The 15,370-nt window shown below is 71.4% G+C and carries 14 protein-coding genes; 9 read left to right on the forward strand and 5 right to left on the reverse strand.

What is annotated here, in order from left to right:
* Positions 1 to 70: 70 nt before the first annotated feature.
* Both ABZ865_RS29400 and ABZ865_RS29405 read right to left on the reverse strand, forming a co-directional pair.
* Entirely contained in the window at positions 71 to 751 is a 681-nt protein-coding gene (locus ABZ865_RS29400) for a class F sortase (protein ID WP_361236750.1), read from the reverse strand.
* Between the two features lie 131 nt (positions 752 to 882).
* A complete protein-coding gene (locus ABZ865_RS29405) occupies positions 883 to 1,353 on the reverse strand; it encodes a sortase (RefSeq protein ID WP_361236753.1) in 471 nt (156 codons plus the stop codon).
* Between the two features lie 198 nt (positions 1,354 to 1,551).
* Here ABZ865_RS29405 and ABZ865_RS29410 point away from each other — a divergent pair, with 198 nt between their 5' ends.
* Together ABZ865_RS29410 and ABZ865_RS29415 are read left to right on the forward strand one after the other, a co-directional pair.
* The gene (locus ABZ865_RS29410) at positions 1,552 to 1,788 is read left to right on the forward strand and encodes a hypothetical protein (RefSeq protein WP_361236756.1); all 237 of its coding nucleotides are present in this window, start codon (positions 1,552 to 1,554) and stop codon (positions 1,786 to 1,788) included.
* A 496-nt stretch (positions 1,789 to 2,284) separates the two neighbouring features.
* On the forward strand, positions 2,285 to 2,770 hold the full coding sequence (locus ABZ865_RS29415; protein ID WP_361236758.1) for a VOC family protein: 486 nt from the start codon (positions 2,285 to 2,287) through the stop codon (positions 2,768 to 2,770).
* A 217-nt stretch (positions 2,771 to 2,987) separates the two neighbouring features.
* Here the strand turns inward: ABZ865_RS29415 and ABZ865_RS29420 are convergent, their stop codons facing one another.
* Positions 2,988 to 5,711, reverse strand: coding sequence for an AAA family ATPase (locus ABZ865_RS29420; RefSeq protein ID WP_361236761.1), 2,724 nt, complete (start codon positions 5,709 to 5,711; stop codon positions 2,988 to 2,990).
* Between the two features lie 680 nt (positions 5,712 to 6,391).
* Here ABZ865_RS29420 and ABZ865_RS29425 point away from each other — a divergent pair.
* The 3 genes from ABZ865_RS29425 to ABZ865_RS29435 all read left to right on the forward strand — a co-directional run bounded on the left by ABZ865_RS29425 (position 6,392) and on the right by ABZ865_RS29435 (position 8,347).
* Positions 6,392 to 7,126, forward strand: a complete 735-nt coding sequence (locus ABZ865_RS29425; protein ID WP_361236764.1) for a hypothetical protein — start codon at positions 6,392 to 6,394, stop codon at positions 7,124 to 7,126.
* A gap of 504 nt (positions 7,127 to 7,630) precedes the next feature.
* Positions 7,631 to 7,864: a heavy-metal-associated domain-containing protein gene (locus ABZ865_RS29430; protein WP_361236767.1), complete on the forward strand. Its 234-nt coding sequence runs from the start codon at positions 7,631 to 7,633 to the stop codon at positions 7,862 to 7,864.
* Between the two features lie 27 nt (positions 7,865 to 7,891).
* Positions 7,892 to 8,347: a hypothetical protein gene (locus tag ABZ865_RS29435; protein ID WP_361236769.1), complete on the forward strand. Its 456-nt coding sequence runs from the start codon at positions 7,892 to 7,894 to the stop codon at positions 8,345 to 8,347.
* 156 nt (positions 8,348 to 8,503) lie between these two features.
* Here the strand turns inward: ABZ865_RS29435 and ABZ865_RS29440 are convergent, their stop codons facing one another.
* Positions 8,504 to 9,136, reverse strand: a complete 633-nt coding sequence (locus tag ABZ865_RS29440) for a response regulator transcription factor (protein ID WP_361236772.1) — start codon at positions 9,134 to 9,136, stop codon at positions 8,504 to 8,506.
* Positions 9,136 to 10,407 carry a sensor domain-containing protein gene (locus tag ABZ865_RS29445; RefSeq protein ID WP_361237298.1) on the reverse strand — a complete coding sequence of 424 codons (1,272 nt, stop codon included), beginning with the start codon at positions 10,405 to 10,407 and terminating at the stop codon, positions 9,136 to 9,138. The genes ABZ865_RS29440 and ABZ865_RS29445 overlap by 1 nt, the downstream gene beginning before the upstream one ends.
* A gap of 271 nt (positions 10,408 to 10,678) precedes the next feature.
* Here ABZ865_RS29445 and ABZ865_RS29450 point away from each other — a divergent pair, with 271 nt between their 5' ends.
* From ABZ865_RS29450 to ABZ865_RS29465, 4 genes are all read left to right on the forward strand, one after another.
* Positions 10,679 to 11,416 (forward strand): ABC transporter ATP-binding protein, encoded by a 738-nt coding sequence (locus tag ABZ865_RS29450; RefSeq protein WP_361236775.1) that lies wholly within the window; start codon positions 10,679 to 10,681, stop codon positions 11,414 to 11,416.
* Positions 11,410 to 13,866: an ABC transporter permease gene (locus ABZ865_RS29455; protein ID WP_361236778.1), complete on the forward strand. Its 2,457-nt coding sequence runs from the start codon at positions 11,410 to 11,412 to the stop codon at positions 13,864 to 13,866. The genes ABZ865_RS29450 and ABZ865_RS29455 overlap by 7 nt, the downstream gene beginning before the upstream one ends.
* Positions 13,867 to 14,043: 177 nt before the next feature.
* Positions 14,044 to 14,817, forward strand: coding sequence for a transposase (locus ABZ865_RS29460; protein WP_361236781.1), 774 nt, complete (start codon positions 14,044 to 14,046; stop codon positions 14,815 to 14,817).
* A 32-nt stretch (positions 14,818 to 14,849) separates the two neighbouring features.
* Positions 14,850 to 15,278, forward strand: a complete 429-nt coding sequence (locus tag ABZ865_RS29465) for a protein-tyrosine phosphatase family protein (protein ID WP_361236784.1) — start codon at positions 14,850 to 14,852, stop codon at positions 15,276 to 15,278.
* Positions 15,279 to 15,370 lie beyond the last annotated feature (92 nt).

Raw genomic sequence — 15,370 nt, forward strand, 5'->3', positions numbered from 1 at the left:
TACGTCGGTCTCAACAGGCCTGCGAAGCGTGGTCGTCCACGACGGAATCGCGCGGCGCTCGTTCGCCGGGTTACTTCACCGCGGTCAGGGTTGCGAAGACCACGACGTTGCTCTGGTAGCCGGTGCGCTTGGTGTAGGCGCCGCCGCACGTGATCAGCCGCAGTTCGGGCCGGCCGGAACTGCCGTAGACCTTCTTGCTGGGGAACGTCTTCCTGTCGTAGAGCTCGACGGCGCGGACGGTGAACACCGCTGTCCGCCGGTCCGCCCGGCTGATCTCGATGGTGGCGCCCACGGTCAGGTCGCCGAGGTCGTAGAAGACACCCGGGCCGCCTTCGGGTGTGTCCACATGCCCGGTGGCGATGGCGGTTCCTGCCGAGCCGGGAGCCGTGCCGTCGCCGTACCAGCCGGCGAAGCCGGGTTTGCTGCGTGGTGGCGTCCGTAGCGCCCCTGCCGCATCGAGGCCCACTCGTGTCATCGGGGCGTTCACGCCGATGGCGGCGATCCGGAGCCGGACCGGATCCGCGGGGGGCAGCGGATGGACCGTGGGGCGGGTGGGGTCTGCGGAGGCAGTGGCAGAGCGAGAGGCAGTGGCAGAGGCTGGGAGGGCCTGGGCCGCCGATGGCTGCGGTGGCTTCTCGTCGTGCACCGCGCTGATCAGCAGAACCACACCTGTCGTCATCGCGCAGGCCAGGAGGAGGACTGCAGGGATGAACGGAACTCGGGAAGCGCTGGTGTGGTGTCTGGGTGCCATCGCGGTTGGTGTGCCCTCGCTTCGCGGCGGGTGCGTTGTAGCGGGTGGGTCGGGCCTCGCGGAGGGCTGGCCTCGCGGCCACCGGATCGATCCCTTCTCGGGGGCCGGCCGGCGGAGTCGGATGGTCAGGTTCAGTTGTCGTTCGGGCGGCGGTACATCCAGACCACACCTCCGGCGGCCGCCGTGACGAGCAGCCCACCGACCAGGGCGAGCCCCATGTCTGTGTCTTCGGCCGGTCCGAAGCCGGCGTTGACCGAGCCGTTCGGAGGACGGCCGGTGACCTGGTACGTTTCCGTGACCTTGGTCAGTGGCGGACACTTCAGGGTGATGGTGTCGCTGCCCGGCCTGGTTCCTTCCGGGATCTGGAACTGGCCGGTGAGTTCGCCCTCCTCTTCGCCTTCGAAGAGGTGGAACTCTCCTCCCACCTCCGACCAGCCCTTGCCGTAGTCCGCGTCAGGGTCGCAGACGCTCGTGCTGACCGTGACCGTCGAACCCGGGTGGGCATTCCACGGGTCGATACGGACATCCGAGTCATCACTGGCGGCAGCAGCCGGGATCTGCAGTCCGAGGGAACCGAGAGCCAGGCCGATACCTGCACCCATGTGTGTGTACCGCATGCGAATCCTCCAACGGATCAGTGTCCGGCCTGTCTGCGCGGCGCTTCTTCTGCGTTCCGTTCCCGAGGCAACCGACAGTCCCTCACCTTCGCAACCCGACGAATTGCCCCATGTGTCACCCAGTCAGGTGTCCCGGCGTCCCCGTTTGACCGCTGACGCAGGTCACCCGTGCGGAGATCGTCAATGCCGATCACCCACCACCGCGTCCCCATCACGGTGAAAGTCGACCGGGCGGCCTTGCACGGTGTGGTCTGCCGCAGACAGCCGCGCCGGGGCGGCGTGACCTTCCCGCGGCCGGGCGTCGTCGACGGCACGCGTGCTGATGCCAACCGCCTGCGGGGCTCACCGCGCGGGCACTCGCCCATGACGCCGCAGCGTTCTGGTTCACGCCGCGGCTCGGGCGGCTCGGCCGCGCTCTGACGGCCCGGTGACAGGCCCGTCGGCAGGAACGGGACCGCACGCACAAGACCGCCGTCATCGCCCATTACCTGGAGAGTCCGGGATCGCACGTCGATCCCGAGGCGGCACTGGCCGCCCGCAACAGCATCTGCCTCGTCCCGCCGGCCCGTCCGACCTGGCCGGCCGATCGGATGCGTGCGGCGGGCGAGCGGGTCCATCTCGTGTACGGCCTGGACCTGGGGTCGCCGTGGCCAAGACTCTGGCGACGCCACGCTCACGCCTGAGACTGGCGAGGAAATCAAGATTCTGCTCCGCAAGGAGTAGCCCCGCATCGTCAGCGTACGAGCACGTGAGTCGGCGAGCCGTGCCTTCCGGCAGACAGGGCAGGGGCTGCAGGTGACCCGCGGCAGGCACATGCAGGGCCACAACGACGCTTGACCTCAATCAAACTTGAGCTTCTAGGTTCCTTCCAGAGCCGCAGGAACCGACCAGCGGTGACCTATCAAGGAGGTTCGCCGTGACCGAGCGCACAGCCCACATCGAGATCCCCAACCGCTACCGCTATGCCGTCATCCCGCACATCATGGTCGACGACGCCGCCGCGGCGATCGATTTCTACGAGCGGGCGTTCGGCGCCCGTGAGGACTTCAGGATCGACGCACCGGGCGGCGGGATTCTGCACGCCGAGATCACCATCGGACGGTCGGCCCTGATGCTGGGCGACGCCAGCGTGGGCGAGGCGGAGGCCGCCTCCTTCGCCGCACCGACCTCGCTCGGCGGAGGTACGTCCGTCACGTTGCATGTCTTCGTGCCGGACGTCGACAGTCTGGCGGAGCGCGCAGAAGCCGCCGGCGCTGAGATCCTCCAGCCTCCGAAGGACATGTTCCACGGCGACCGCACCGTCATCCTCAAGGATCCTTCGGGTCACATCTGGGTATTTCTGACTCACATGGAAGACGTCTCGCAGGAGGAGCTTCGTCGCCGCCTGACCAGCGCCGGGTGACTGGACCCCGTGCAGGCAGTGATCCGGACGGAATACCGAGCGCCGTACCTGACGCAACTCAGGCGCACTTCTGGTGGCTGTGGCTTCTTCGACTGCGGGTACCTGTTTGTCGGAGATGGTGTGTGTGGTGGGGTAGCCGGGTCATCGTTGACTGCCTGCTCCCTCGCGAGATCGATGCCGGGGTTGCCGGCGGTCTCCGGGTGCGAGGTGATGCCGGTTACAGGTCGAGGGGGAGTGCGGTGAGTTCGGCGCGGGAGCTGATGCCCAGCTTGGAGTAGCAGTTTCGGAGGTGGAAGTCGACCGTGCGTGGGCTGACGAACAGTTGCGCGGCCACGTCCCGGTTCGGCAGGCCCTGCCGGACCAGGGTGGCGACCTGGCGTTCCTGTGGGGTGAGTTCGGTGGTGGTGGTGACGTCGCGGCGGCGGGCACTCTCCCCGGAGGCGCGCAGCTCCTGCGCGGCCCGCTCGGCCCACGGGGTGGCGCCGAGGTCCTCGAACAGGGCCAGCGCGGTGCGCAGGTGTTCGCGGGCGTCGACCCGGCGGCGGGCGCGGCGCAGGTGCTCGCCGAAGGCCAGGTGGGTGCGGGCCAGATTGGGCAACCGCGGCGAGTTGGCGTGCGCGGCGAGCGCCCGCTGGAAGTGGCTCTCGGCGTCGCCGTCGCCGGTGAGCAGGGCGCGGCCGTGCTCGACGACCGCGGTCGCGGCCGGCAGAGCGGTGCCCGCGGCGAACTGCTCCAGCTCGGCCAGCCAGGTGCGGGCGAGGTCGGGACGGTCGCCGCGTACGGCGGCATCGAACAGATCGAGGGCGGCCAGACGCCGCCACGCCGGCCCTTCGATCTGCGTGAGGTGATGCAGCGCGGTCGCCGGCTGTGCGGCCGCGCGCAACCCGCGGGCCCAGTACGCCAGGTCGGCGACGAGGCCGTCGGTGATGCCGACCGGGTGCTTGTCCCGGATCTCGGTGACCGTGTCCAGGTGGCGGTCGGCGGCGTCGTCTCCGCGCAGTGCCGCGAGCAGGGCGAGTTGCGCGGTGGGCAGCGCGGTCATCCCCGGGTGGGCGGTGGCGGCGGTCAGTGGCTGCGCCTCGGCGGCGGCACCGCCGGCCTTCGACCAGGCGCCGGTCGCGATCTGGAAGTGGACGCCGCGGGTGAGGGCGTGCACGACCATGTTCAGCGCGCCGGCCCGGCGGGCGGCGGTCAGCTGCTCTTCGTGCAGCCGCAGTCCGCGCTCGTCGTCGTCGATCAGCATGGCGGCGATGCCCAGGTTGGGCTGCAGCACGTGGTCGTCGACCGGGTCGGCGTCGGTGAGGACGAACGCGCACCGGAAGGACTCTGCGGCGGCCGCCCAGTCGCTGCGGGCCACGGCCTCGAATCCGTGCAGCAGGGCCCAGGCGGCCCGCACCCGGGGCGGTGCGTCGGGGGCGGGCTCCGCCACCAGCGCGGTCGGGTTCACCGCGCGCGGGGATCGGGCGCCGAACGCCGCGAGCGACGTGGCGAGCATCGCCAGCTCAGCTGCCAGCGCCGCGTCGGCGCGGGCGGCGGTCTCGGCGGCCTGCAGGACGAGGTCGTAGCCGTCGTTCAGCGAGCGGGTGTTCCACTCGATCTTCCCCTGCAGCGCGAGCAGTTGCGCCCGCAGCAGTGGATCGGTCACGTCTGCCGCGGCGGCCTGGGCGAGTGCTGAGGCGCGCGAGGGGTGCGCGCCCAGCCACGCCGAGGACGCGGCCAGATACAGCCGTCGGCCGCGGGCCTCACCACCCGCGGTGAGCTCGGCGGCGCGGGCCCACGAAGCGGCCGCAGCCTCGTGGCCACCGCGGGCCGCGGCGCGCTCGGCGACCCCGTCGAGGGCGGCGACGACCTCCGCGTCGGGCCGGTCGACGGCCGCGGCCAGGTGCCAGGCCCGCCGCTCGGGGTCGCCGGTCAGCGCGTCGGCGAGCACACGGTGCGCGGCTCGGCGCTGCGCGCTGGTGGCCGCCCGGTAGACCGCCGAGCGCACCAGCGGGTGATGAAAGACGACAGCATCGCCGTCCACGCGCAGCAACCCGGACCGCTCCACCGCATCCAGGGCGGCATCAGCGGCATCAGCGGCGTCGAGGCGCTCGGCGGCGTCGCGGACCACGGTCAGCCGGGCGGTGTCGTCGGCCGCGGCGACCAGCACAAACCGCTGCGCGGCCTCGTCGAGGCGGCGGTAACGGCTGAGGAAGGCGCGCTCCACGCCGCCGGTCAGCGGCAACGGGGTGGGCAGCGGCGCCCGGCCGGCCAGTTGGTCGGCGGTGAGCACCCCGGCCAGCTCGACCAGCGCGAGCGGGTTGCCGCCGGTGCCCGCGACCAACTGGTCGCGCACCGCCGGCTCGATGTCGGACCCGGCACGGGCGGACAGCAGCGCGTCGGCGTCGGCGCCGGTCACGCCGCCGAGCACGAGGGTGGGCAGGTCCCCGGCCTCGAAGCGCCGGGCGTCGCCGTCGCGGGCGGCGAACAGCAGCGCCACGCGCTCGTCCTGCAGCCGACGGGCGGCGAACAGCAGCGCCGCGGCCGAGGCGTCGTCGAGCCAGTGCGCGTCGTCGACGACGACCAGCAGCGGGGTCTCTTCGGCAGCGTCGGCGAGCAGGTTCAGCGTGCCGAGGAACGCCAGGAAGCGGTCCCCCTCGCCCTCGGCCTCACCCATCGCCGCGCGCAGCGCCGCAGCCTGCGGTGCCGACAGGGCGTCGATCCGGGTGCGCAGCGGCCACAGCAGCCGTTGCAGCGCGGCGAAGGCCAGCGGCGATTCGGACTCCACACCGCAGGTGCGCAGCACGCGCAGATCCCGCGCGCATGCCGACGCCTCGTCCAGCAGCGTCGACTTGCCGACCCCGGCGACGCCGCGCACCACCAGCGCGCCGCCGTTGCCGGCGCGGGCGGCGTCGAGCAGGGTGGCGATCGCCGCGCGTTCATGATCCCGTCCGGCCAGCACGAGTCCAACGGTAGCGAACGCGGTCGGGACCAGGCCCGGCCCCGCCACCGCGTGCGTGATCAGGCCGGTGGCGAGCCCGGCAGACCACCACCCCGGGTCCGAGGAGGAGGAGCCGTGCGGGCGGACCGGTTGTCACGGCCGTAGGCGTGCTGCTGGTCTTCGGCGCCGGGCGGGACGTGCGACGCCGCCCACGTGCTGCCTGGCTTCCCACTCGCCGGACATGGGCCTGTGCCGGGCCGATGTCCGGGGTTGTCGCCGTCGCCATCGCCGCCACCGTTGGCGCCCTTGGCCCGAGCCCGGCGGAAAACCCGGCGATTTCCCCGGTGAGACGCACCCGCTCCCGAGCCGAGTCTTCTGCCTGACCGGCACGACCAGCATCCCAAGGAGTACCCCTTGCCGACCAGGGCCATCAACGGCTCGACCACCTTCAACGTCGAGGGCCGTGGGCTGCGCGCACTGCCGGCACGTGGTCACCGAGCAGATCGCCGTCCGGCATCCGCGACGCCGGCTACGTCACCGCGGACCTGTCCTCCGTGAACGGTCACCGTCACCCCCTCTCGCCCCGTGGACCCCGCTGGCATCGCCGCCGCCGTCGACGAGGCCGGGCTCGTCCTCGTCCCATGACACCGTCCATCCCGCACGGCACCCGGAGGCCTACCGTGCCCAGCACATCACTCCCTTTGACCGCCAACACCGCGCCCACCGAACCCCTGGCACGTCGCACGTCGCTCCGGCTGTCCGCCGTGCTGCTTCTCGTGGGACAGCTCCTGTACATCGTGGTCACCCAGTTCCACACCGGTGGGGACGCCAATGACCACCACGCCGTCTTCGCCGCTTACGCCGACAGCGGGGTCTGGACCCTCGTGCACCTCGGCCAGTTCGCGGGGATGGCGATCCTCCTCGCAGGGCTGCTCGCCCTGTTCTTCGCTCTGGACAATCGAAGCGGAACGGCGAGATGGGCGGGTCGATTCGGCGCCGCTTGCGCGGTGGCGGCGCTGGCGTTGTACGGCGTCCTCCAGGCAGTGGACGGGATCGCCCTCAAGCAGGCCGTGAACGCCTGGGCCAGCGCCCCGGCCGCCGAGAAGGCGGCGCGCTTCGCGAGCGCCGAGACGATCCGCTGGCTTGAGTGGGGCGTGAGGAGCTACCAGGACGTCGCTCTGGGCCTTGCTCTGGTCCTGTTCGCGGTCGCCGCCATGCGGACGGCTTGGATCCCGCGGCCGATCATCCACCTGATGGGGCTGTCCGGCCTCAGCTACCTGGTGCAGGGCTGGGTCGTCGGTTCCGGGGGCTTCTCTCAGGCGGAGTCGATCGCCATCGTGCTGGCCTTCGTCGTGGACGTGTCGTGGATGATCTGGCTGGTCGTGGCCGCCTGGCGGATGCAGGAGGATCCGCAGGCCTCGCCGCTTGACCGATGAAGGCCTGGCCCGGGCGCTGGTCACCTGCGGCATCATCGGCGACCGCGCCGACGTGTAGCCGACGATCGGCCCCAGCCACGACGCGCCCCGCACAGCACCTGGGGCTGAGCCGACGCCCTGCCTTCGACCAGCCGCGGACCGTAGTGGCCGCCTCACCTGGGGCGGCTCACCGCGACGTCGGACCCGGTCTCAGCACCTGACGACACTCACAACGAGCACGCCCAGGCGGCTCGGCCGCCTCGTCGCCACCCCGCCCAGGAACACGTCCGTGCCCGCCGCCGCCCGACCCCCGCACCCGGCCTGCCGACGCAGTCGGCGATGGAAGGCCCGCAGCCACCCGTCTCACCTCGCCGTGCCCGATGGCAAGCCCGGCACCAGCGCCACCGGCACCCGAGCCACCAGGAACGGTCCCGCAAGCAGAGCCACCGACGTGGCCGATCCCGGCGATTTCACCGGTGAGACGCACCTACCGCCGCGTCGACACTTCCACCTCGAGGAGTTCCCTTGCTCTCCGGCACCCCCCGCACCTTCATCGGCTCGACCACCTTCGAGGTCACCGGAATGACCTGTGCGCATTGCGTCCGCTCCGTCACCGAGGAGATCTCGAGTGTCGCCGGCGTCGAGTCCGTCACCGTCGACCCGGCCACCGGCAGCGTCACCGTCACCGCCTCCCAGCCCGTCGACCGTGCCGACATCGCCGCCGCGGTCGACGAGGCCGGCCACGCCCTCGTCCCCTGACCCGTACCCGATCTTTGGAGACAAGCCATGCACAACCGAACCGCCACCCCCACCGCGGACCCCGCGCCCACCCATGCCGAGGCGGCCGACAGCCGCCGCCTGAGCGCCAAGAAATTCGGCCGCCACTTCGCCGAGATGGTCGTGGCCATGGCCGTCGGCATGGCGGTCCTGCACCCGGTGTGGATGTTCGTCCTCGACGCCCTCGGCGCCGCCGCACTGATGCACAACCCCTACACCGGCTCGCTGATCATGGCGACGAACATGACGGTGGCCATGTCCGCGTGGATGAAATTCCGCGGCCACCGCTGGCGGCCCATCGCCGAGATGGGTGCGGCCATGTATCTGCCGTTCCTGGTGCTGTTCGTGCCGCTGGCGCTCAAGCTCATCGACGCCGGCGCCCTGATGCTGTGGGGCCACGTGCTCATGCTCCCGGCGATGGCCGTGGCCATGTTGCTGCGTCCCCACGAATACGCCCACTGCTGAGGCACCGGCGCCGGACCGGCGACATCGCTGACACCTGGGGCACCGCGTGACCCCGACCGCAGCGGCGGGGGCCGTCCTCCCGCTCCCTCCGCCCCCGCTCACCTCACTTCGAAGGCGCCACAGCGGTCGACGAGAGCATGCTGCGTGTCGGTCGGGTCAGGCCCGCAGGTAGGTGAGGACGGCGAGGACTCTGCGGTGGGTGGTGTCCGTCGCAGGCAGGTCCAGCTTGGTGAGGATGTTGCCGATGTGTTTGCCGATCGCGGCTTCGGAGACCACCAGCTCCTTGGCGATCGCGCTGTTGGATCTGCCTTCGGCGATCAGGGCGAGAACTTCGCGTTCGCGTGGGGTGAGTTGGTCGAGCGGATCGCGGCGGCGGCGCAGCAGCTGGCGTACCACCTCGGGGTCGAGCACCGTCCCTCCGTCCGCGACCTTGTGCAGCGCTTCGATGAATTCCTCGACCTGGCCGACCCGGTCTTTGAGGAGGTAGCCGAGGCCGGTTCCGTCGCCGGAGTCCAGGAGTTCGGCGGCATACGTCCGTTGCACGTACTGGCTGAGGACCAGGACGGGGAGCGTGGGGTGCTTCTCGCGCAGGCGCACTGCCGCGTGCAGGCCCTCGTCCTGGAAGGCGGGCGGCATGCGTACGTCGGTCACCACGATGTCGGGTGCATGTTCCTCGACCGCGGCGAGCAAGTCCTGCGCGTTGCCGACGGCTGACACCACCTGGTGACCGCAGCGGCTGAGCAGGCCGATGAGTCCTTCGCGCAGCAGCACGCTGTCCTCGGCCAGCACTACACGAAGTGATCGGCCGCCTTGGTCAACTCGCAAGGAAACTCCGCACGCAACAGGGTCGGTCCGCCCGGGGGACTGGTCAGGACCAGTCTGCCATCCAGGACCGACACCCGGTCCGCGAGCCCGGTCAGGCCACTGCCGGCCGAAGGGTCGGCGCCGCCCCGGCCGTTGTCGCGTACCTCGAGGAACAGGCGTCCGTCGCGATGACCTCCGCTCACCAGCGCGCGGTCGGCCCTGCTGTGCTTGGCGACGTTGGCCAGCGCCTCGCAGACCACGAAGTACGCCGCGGACTCGACCGCCTGGGCCGGCCGGCCCGGCAGTTCGAGGTCGACGTCGACGGGGACCGCGCAGCGGTCGGCGGCGTCCGCGACCGCTGCGTGAAGGCCGTAGTCCGTGAGGACCTTGGGGTGGATGCCGTGGATGAGCTCGCGCAGCTCCGCGAGCGCTTTGCCCGCCTCCTCGTGAGCCTTGGTCAGCTGGTCGGCGAGCGGACCGGGCGGGGCATCGAGGCGGGCCAGCCCGAGGGCCATCGTCAGTGCCACAAGGCGCTGCTGGGCACCGTCGTGCAGATCGCGCTCGATACGGCGCCGCTCGGCTTCGAAGGCATCCACCAACCGGACGCGGGAGCGGGTCAGTTCGACCACCTGGGCGCCGAGCTCGCCCTCGCGGGAGGCGATCAGCAGCCGGGCCAGCTCGGCGCGCGCACCCGCCGTGACGCCGAGCAGGTACGCGCACAGGCCCATCAGGAGCAGGCCCAGTACGGCGACACCGAAAGCGGCCGGCCATGTGGTGACCGTCCACTGCTTGAGCACCTTCACCTCGCGGCCGTCGCCGACCGTGGCCATTAGCAGGGGAGTGGCGACCATGGACAGCGGGAAGAGCAGGCCAACCGTGATCGCCAGGGCGTCGATCGGCCACAGCAGCCCGGCGAACAGCAGCGCGTACCCGAGCTCCCGCCAAGTCGCCTCTTCGCGCAGCCGGGTGGTCAGCCAGGCCCACAGCCCTGGCGCGGCCGGCACCTGGTGCCGGCCGGATGCCGGGTTGCGGTCGATCAGACGCAGCCGGCGCCGCTCCACCCCGGCCACCGGGATCCCGCTGAAAGCGACCAGGACGAGCAGGGGCAGCCCGACCAGGACGATGGCGAGCGCACCGCAGACCGCTGCCACCGTCACGATCCCCACCAGGGCGGCGGCACCGGTGACCGCGCCGGTCAGCAAATACGCGGCGGAGCGCCAGGGCCAGGCCGACAGCAGGAAGCCGGGCCGGGACATGGCCTGCCACACATTGCGAGGGTTCATGCGCATGACCGTAAGCGGGCCCTACCGCTCGGTGCCATCGGCCCAGGGTCCGTATCGGGGGTATGCCTGGCCCTACCCCAGGTCTCGTTCTGGCCGTACTGCGTCTCCAAGGGCTTCCACGGTTTCGTTGAGGCACCAACGAGCCGGCGGGCCGACCGGCAAACGCGCCGACCGGCAAACGCGCCAACGGGCCAACGAGCCGGCGGGCCAACGACTCAAGGAGCACACGCCAGTGGTGCGACACATGACCAACGACGCGATCCGACTGCGTTCCGTAACCCGGCGCTACGGCTCGGGCGGCACGTCCGTCACCGCCCTCGACCAGGTGTCGCTCGCCTTCCCGAGGGGAACGTTCACCGCCGTGATGGGCCCCTCCGGGTCCGGCAAGTCGACCCTGCTGCAGTGCGCCGCGGGCCTGGACCGGCCCACTTCTGGCTCGGTCACCCTGGCCGACACGGAGCTGACCAGCCTGAACGAGACCAAGCTGACCCTGCTGCGCCGCGCGCGCATCGGCTTCGTGTTCCAGGCGTTCAACCTGCTGCCCTCGCTGACCGCCGAGCAGAACGTGGCGCTGCCGCTGCGGCTGGCGGGCCGCCGCCCGAAAAGGGACCGGGTACGCGAGGTGCTCCAACAGGTCGGACTCGGCGACCGGGCGCGGCACCGGCCGGCACAGATGTCCGGCGGCCAGCAGCAGCGGGTTGCCCTGGCCCGCGCCCTGATCACCCGCCCCGAGGTGCTGTTCGGCGACGAGCCGACCGGCGCGCTCGACTCTCGGACCAGCCGAGAGGTACTGACCCTGCTGCGCGGCATGGTCGACCGGGACGGCCAGACGATCATCATGGTCACCCACGACCCCGTCGCCGCCTCCTACGCCGACCGCGTCGTCTTCCTCGTCGACGGCCGTGTCAACGGCGAGCTGACCGGCGCCTCCACCGAGGACATCGCGGCGCACATGGCCAAGCTCGAGGCGGTGCCGTGCTGAGTACGACGCTGCGCACCCTGCGCACCCGCTGGGTCACCTTCGTCGGCAGCTTCGTCGCCCTCTGCCTGGGCGTTGCGCTGATCGCCGTCATGGGGCTGGCCCTGGCGTCCTCGCAGGACGCACCCGACCGGGGGCCCGAGCGGTTCGCCGCCGCGCCGGTCGTCGTCAAGGGCCAGGACACCCTCACGGTGCCCACCTCGATCGGTGACCGGACCCGGAAGCTCGCACAGCCGCGTCCCGTTCCCGACGAAGCGGTAGCGAAGCTACGGAACCTCGGGAACGTCGTCGAGGACCGCTCGTTCGCCGTGCGGGCCGAGGGCGGGCCCGCCGATCTGGTGGGCCACCCCTGGTCCACCGCCGCCTTCGCGCCGTACGAACTCGACGCTGGACGCGCGCCCCAGGCCGCGGACGAGGTTGTCGTCAGCGGTGACTGGGCCCGTCCCGGCACCCGGGTGCGGACCAACGGCGGCACCGTACGCGTCGTCGGCACCGTGGCCGGGCTCGGCTTCGAGCACGCCGTCTTCTACAGCGACAGCCGCGCCGCCGAACTTTCGCCGCGCAGCCTCCAACTCGTGGTCGACGCCGACGCGGCAGCCGTGCGCGCGGCACTGCGCGGCACCGAGGGCGTCCAGGTGCTCACCGGGGACGCACGCCGGTACGCCGACGCCGACCCCGACCGGGACAGCGAGGCCCTCACCGCGATGAACGCCATGTTCGGCACGGCCGGCGGCGTCACGGCCTTCGTGTCGGTGTTCGTCGTCGCCTCGACCTTCGCGTTCACGGTGGCCCAGCGGCGCCGCGAGTTCGGGCTGCTGCGCACCGCCGGGGCGACCCCGGGTCAGATCCGCCGCATGGTCGTCTGCGAAGCGCTCGGGGTCGGTGTGCTCGCCTCGGCCACCGGCTGTGTGCTCGGTTCCTACGGGGCTCCGAAGCTCGCCGAGTGGGCGGTCGACGAGGGCCTTGCTCCCCGCTGGTTCACCATCGGCGACTACACCTGGCCCTACCACATGGCGTTCTGGACGGGCCTGTTCGTGGCCCTGTGCGGCGTGCTGGCCGCGTCCTGGCGGGCGGGGCGCACCGGTCCCACCGAGGCACTGCGTGAGGCGTCCGTGGACACCCGGGCGATGACGTGGGGCCGTTGGCTGTTCGGCGCGGCCCTGCTGGTCACCGCCGCGGTGACGCTGGCCTGGTCCCTGGTGACGAACCCGGGCGATCTGCTGCAGCGCAAGACCTATGTGAGCCGGCCGATGCTGCTGATCACCGCGGTCGCGCTGCTCGCGCCGGTGCTGGTGCGGCCGCTGGCCCGGCTGATCACCTGGCTGCCCGCCCAACTGCCCTTCGCCAGCGGGATGCTGGTGCGCGAGAACGCCGCCGCCGGGGTGCGCCGCACCGCCGCCGTCGCGGCGCCCGTGCTGGTCACGATCGCGTTGGCGGGCTCGCTGCTGGGCGCCAGCGCCACCCTCAACGAGGCGAAGGCCACCGCGGAGCGCGAGCAGACGGCCGCCGACTTCGTGGTCACCCCGACGGGTGACACCGGCTTCGACGAGGCGACACTGCAGCGGCTTCGGGCCCTGCCCGGTGCCGAGGTCTCGGCGAGCTCGTCGAGCGCCGTGTACGTCCTGGAGGACGGCGTGGCGCTCATCAGTTCCGATGCCAGGGCAGCCGAGCCAGAGGCCCTTGCGGCAACGGACCAACTCCCGCTCGTCGCGGGCAAGGTGAGTGATCTGGACGACGACTCGATCATCGTCAACGAGGAGTGGGAGCAACATGCCGTGGGCGAGCGCGTCCACGTGTGGCTCGGCGACGGCAGAAGGAAGTCCCTGAAAATCGCCGCGGTCATGAGCATCGGTACCGGCAACAACGGCGTCTACGTCACCCCGCGCAACGCCCCTACGGCGCCCGTCGACCGGGTCGCCGTACGCGTCGCGCACGGCGCCGACACGGCCATCGTGGCCGCCGCCCTGCGTCAGGCGGTCCGGGCGTCGGGCGGGGAGGTTCTCACCAGGAACGCCTGGGTTCGGGCGACGTACCCCGAGACCAACCGGACGACCCGGATGGGCTTCTTCCTGGTCCTCGGGATCGCCCTCCTCTACACCGGCATCTCACTGGCCAACACGATGGTCATGGCGACCTCCGACCGGGTCCGCGAGCTGGCTGTGCTACGGCTGGCCGGCGCCACCAAGGGGCAGGTACTGCGGCTGGTGGGCGCCGAGGCGCTGATGGTGGTCGCAGTCGGCGGCCTGTTGGGAGCGCTGGTCGCCGGACTCAACCTGCTGGGCATGTGGAGCGCGCTGAGACTGCTCTCGGTGCCGACGCCCATCGAGATCCCATGGACGACGCTCGGGACGACCGTCGGCGCCTGCGCGGTGCTCGCCGTGCTCTCGGCCCTCGCTCCAGCCGGCCTCTCCCTGCGCCGCAGAGCGGTGGAGCTGGCGGGCCTACGCGAGTGACCTCTGACGGGCGCCCGCCCTGCCCGGACAACGCCCTGCCCAGCAACCGGGCTCCTGCGGCTCCATCAGCCGCTGATCACATCCAGCTGCCGACGCGCCCAAAGGCCCCGTACGTGGACTCGCGTACGGGGCCGCAGCCCGGCGAACGCTTTCGGTCGCAGCACTAGCGCGGGCGGATTGCGGGTCGCCGATGTCGCCACCGGCCGCCCCGACACACCGATCGGCCGGTACCTTCCGAAGCTGGTTCCCGGAGACCGCGGTGACGCCATCACGATCCGGATGCTGATCAACCACACCAGCGGCCTCGCTGAGTACCTCCCCTACGCCTACCCCTCCCTCAAGGCGTACCCCGTCCTCGCGGACACCGGACCCCAGAGCCTGGACGACCACCGGCTCACGCGGTTCGACCCCACCGAACTGATCGAGATGGGGGTCACCGCACCCCCCGTCGGCGTTCCGGGCGGCACTCCGGGGGTGCACTCCGGTGTGACCTACTTCCATGGCTGCTACTCCGTCGGCGACGACACGCTGTGGGGCGTCAACCGGCGCCGCAAGGGCACTGCCAACACCCTCGCCGCGCTCCGGCCCATCCGGGCTGCCCGCCCCGACGGCGCCCCTATCTACGTGATCCTGGACAACCTCTCCGCACACAACGGCAAGAAGATCCGCCGCTGGGCGAGCAACAACAACGTCCACCTGTGCTTCACCCCGACCAACGCCTCCTGGGCCAACCCGATCGAGGCGCACTTCGGACCGCTGCGGCAGTTCACCCTCGCCAACTCCCACCACCCCAACCACACGGTCCAGACCCGCGCGCTGCACGCCTACCTGCGCTGGCGCAACGCCAATGCTCGCCACCCCGACGTGCTGGCCGCCCAGCGCAAGGAGCGCGCCCGCATCCGCAGCGAGAAGGGCATCCGCTGGGGCGACCGACAGCCGAAGGCCAGCTGACCACCCATCGACGGGAGGCCTACGCTCGCCCCGTGACCGCGATATGGGAGCCCACAACGGCAGGCGTGCTGCGGCTGCCCTCAGGCCGACTCATCCGCGGCCGGGCACTGCGCCGGCCGCTGCCACAGGGCCCACGGCCCACCTTCGCGCTCTACCTGCTGGGCCACCGGCCACCACCCGTCGTCTGGCAGAACAGATGGCTCCGCTGGCCCGACTTCTGGCTGCCTTCCGACCGTGCGGCGACCGCCGACGCACTACGCGAGGCATGGGAACGCGCCGAGACCGAACGCGTCGAGATCGCCTGTGCCGGCGGACACGGAAGAACCGGCACCGCCCTAGCCTGCCTCGCCGTGCTCGACGGAGTACCCAACCAGCACGCGGTCGCCTACGTCCGGGAGCACTACGCTCCACGCGCCGTTGAAACACCCTGGCAACGCCACTACGTCTCCCGATTCCAGTAGCGGCATCCATTCATCAGCCACCAACCCAAAGACCCTTCACCGACCCGGTGAACCTTCCCGGTCACAGCACTAGCTGACCTTTGAGGGTGTCG

It is taken from the genome of Streptomyces sp. NPDC047085, from assembly GCF_040643735.1.
Lineage (GTDB): Bacteria > Actinomycetota > Actinomycetes > Streptomycetales > Streptomycetaceae > Streptomyces.

Excerpts from the sequence above, each read along its gene's own strand:
- ABZ865_RS29400 (WP_361236750.1), bottom strand. The coding sequence starts at position 751 with ATGGCACCCAGACACCACACCAGCGCTTCCCGAGTTCCGTTCATCCCT.
- ABZ865_RS29405 (WP_361236753.1), bottom strand. The coding sequence starts at position 1,353 with ATGGGTGCAGGTATCGGCCTGGCTCTCGGTTCCCTCGGACTGCAGATC.
- ABZ865_RS29410 (WP_361236756.1), top strand. The coding sequence starts at position 1,552 with ATGCCGATCACCCACCACCGCGTCCCCATCACGGTGAAAGTCGACCGG.
- ABZ865_RS29435 (WP_361236769.1), top strand. The coding sequence starts at position 7,892 with ATGCACAACCGAACCGCCACCCCCACCGCGGACCCCGCGCCCACCCAT.
- ABZ865_RS29445 (WP_361237298.1), bottom strand. The coding sequence starts at position 10,407 with ATGTCCCGGCCCGGCTTCCTGCTGTCGGCCTGGCCCTGGCGCTCCGCC.
- ABZ865_RS29450 (WP_361236775.1), top strand. The coding sequence starts at position 10,679 with ATGACCAACGACGCGATCCGACTGCGTTCCGTAACCCGGCGCTACGGC.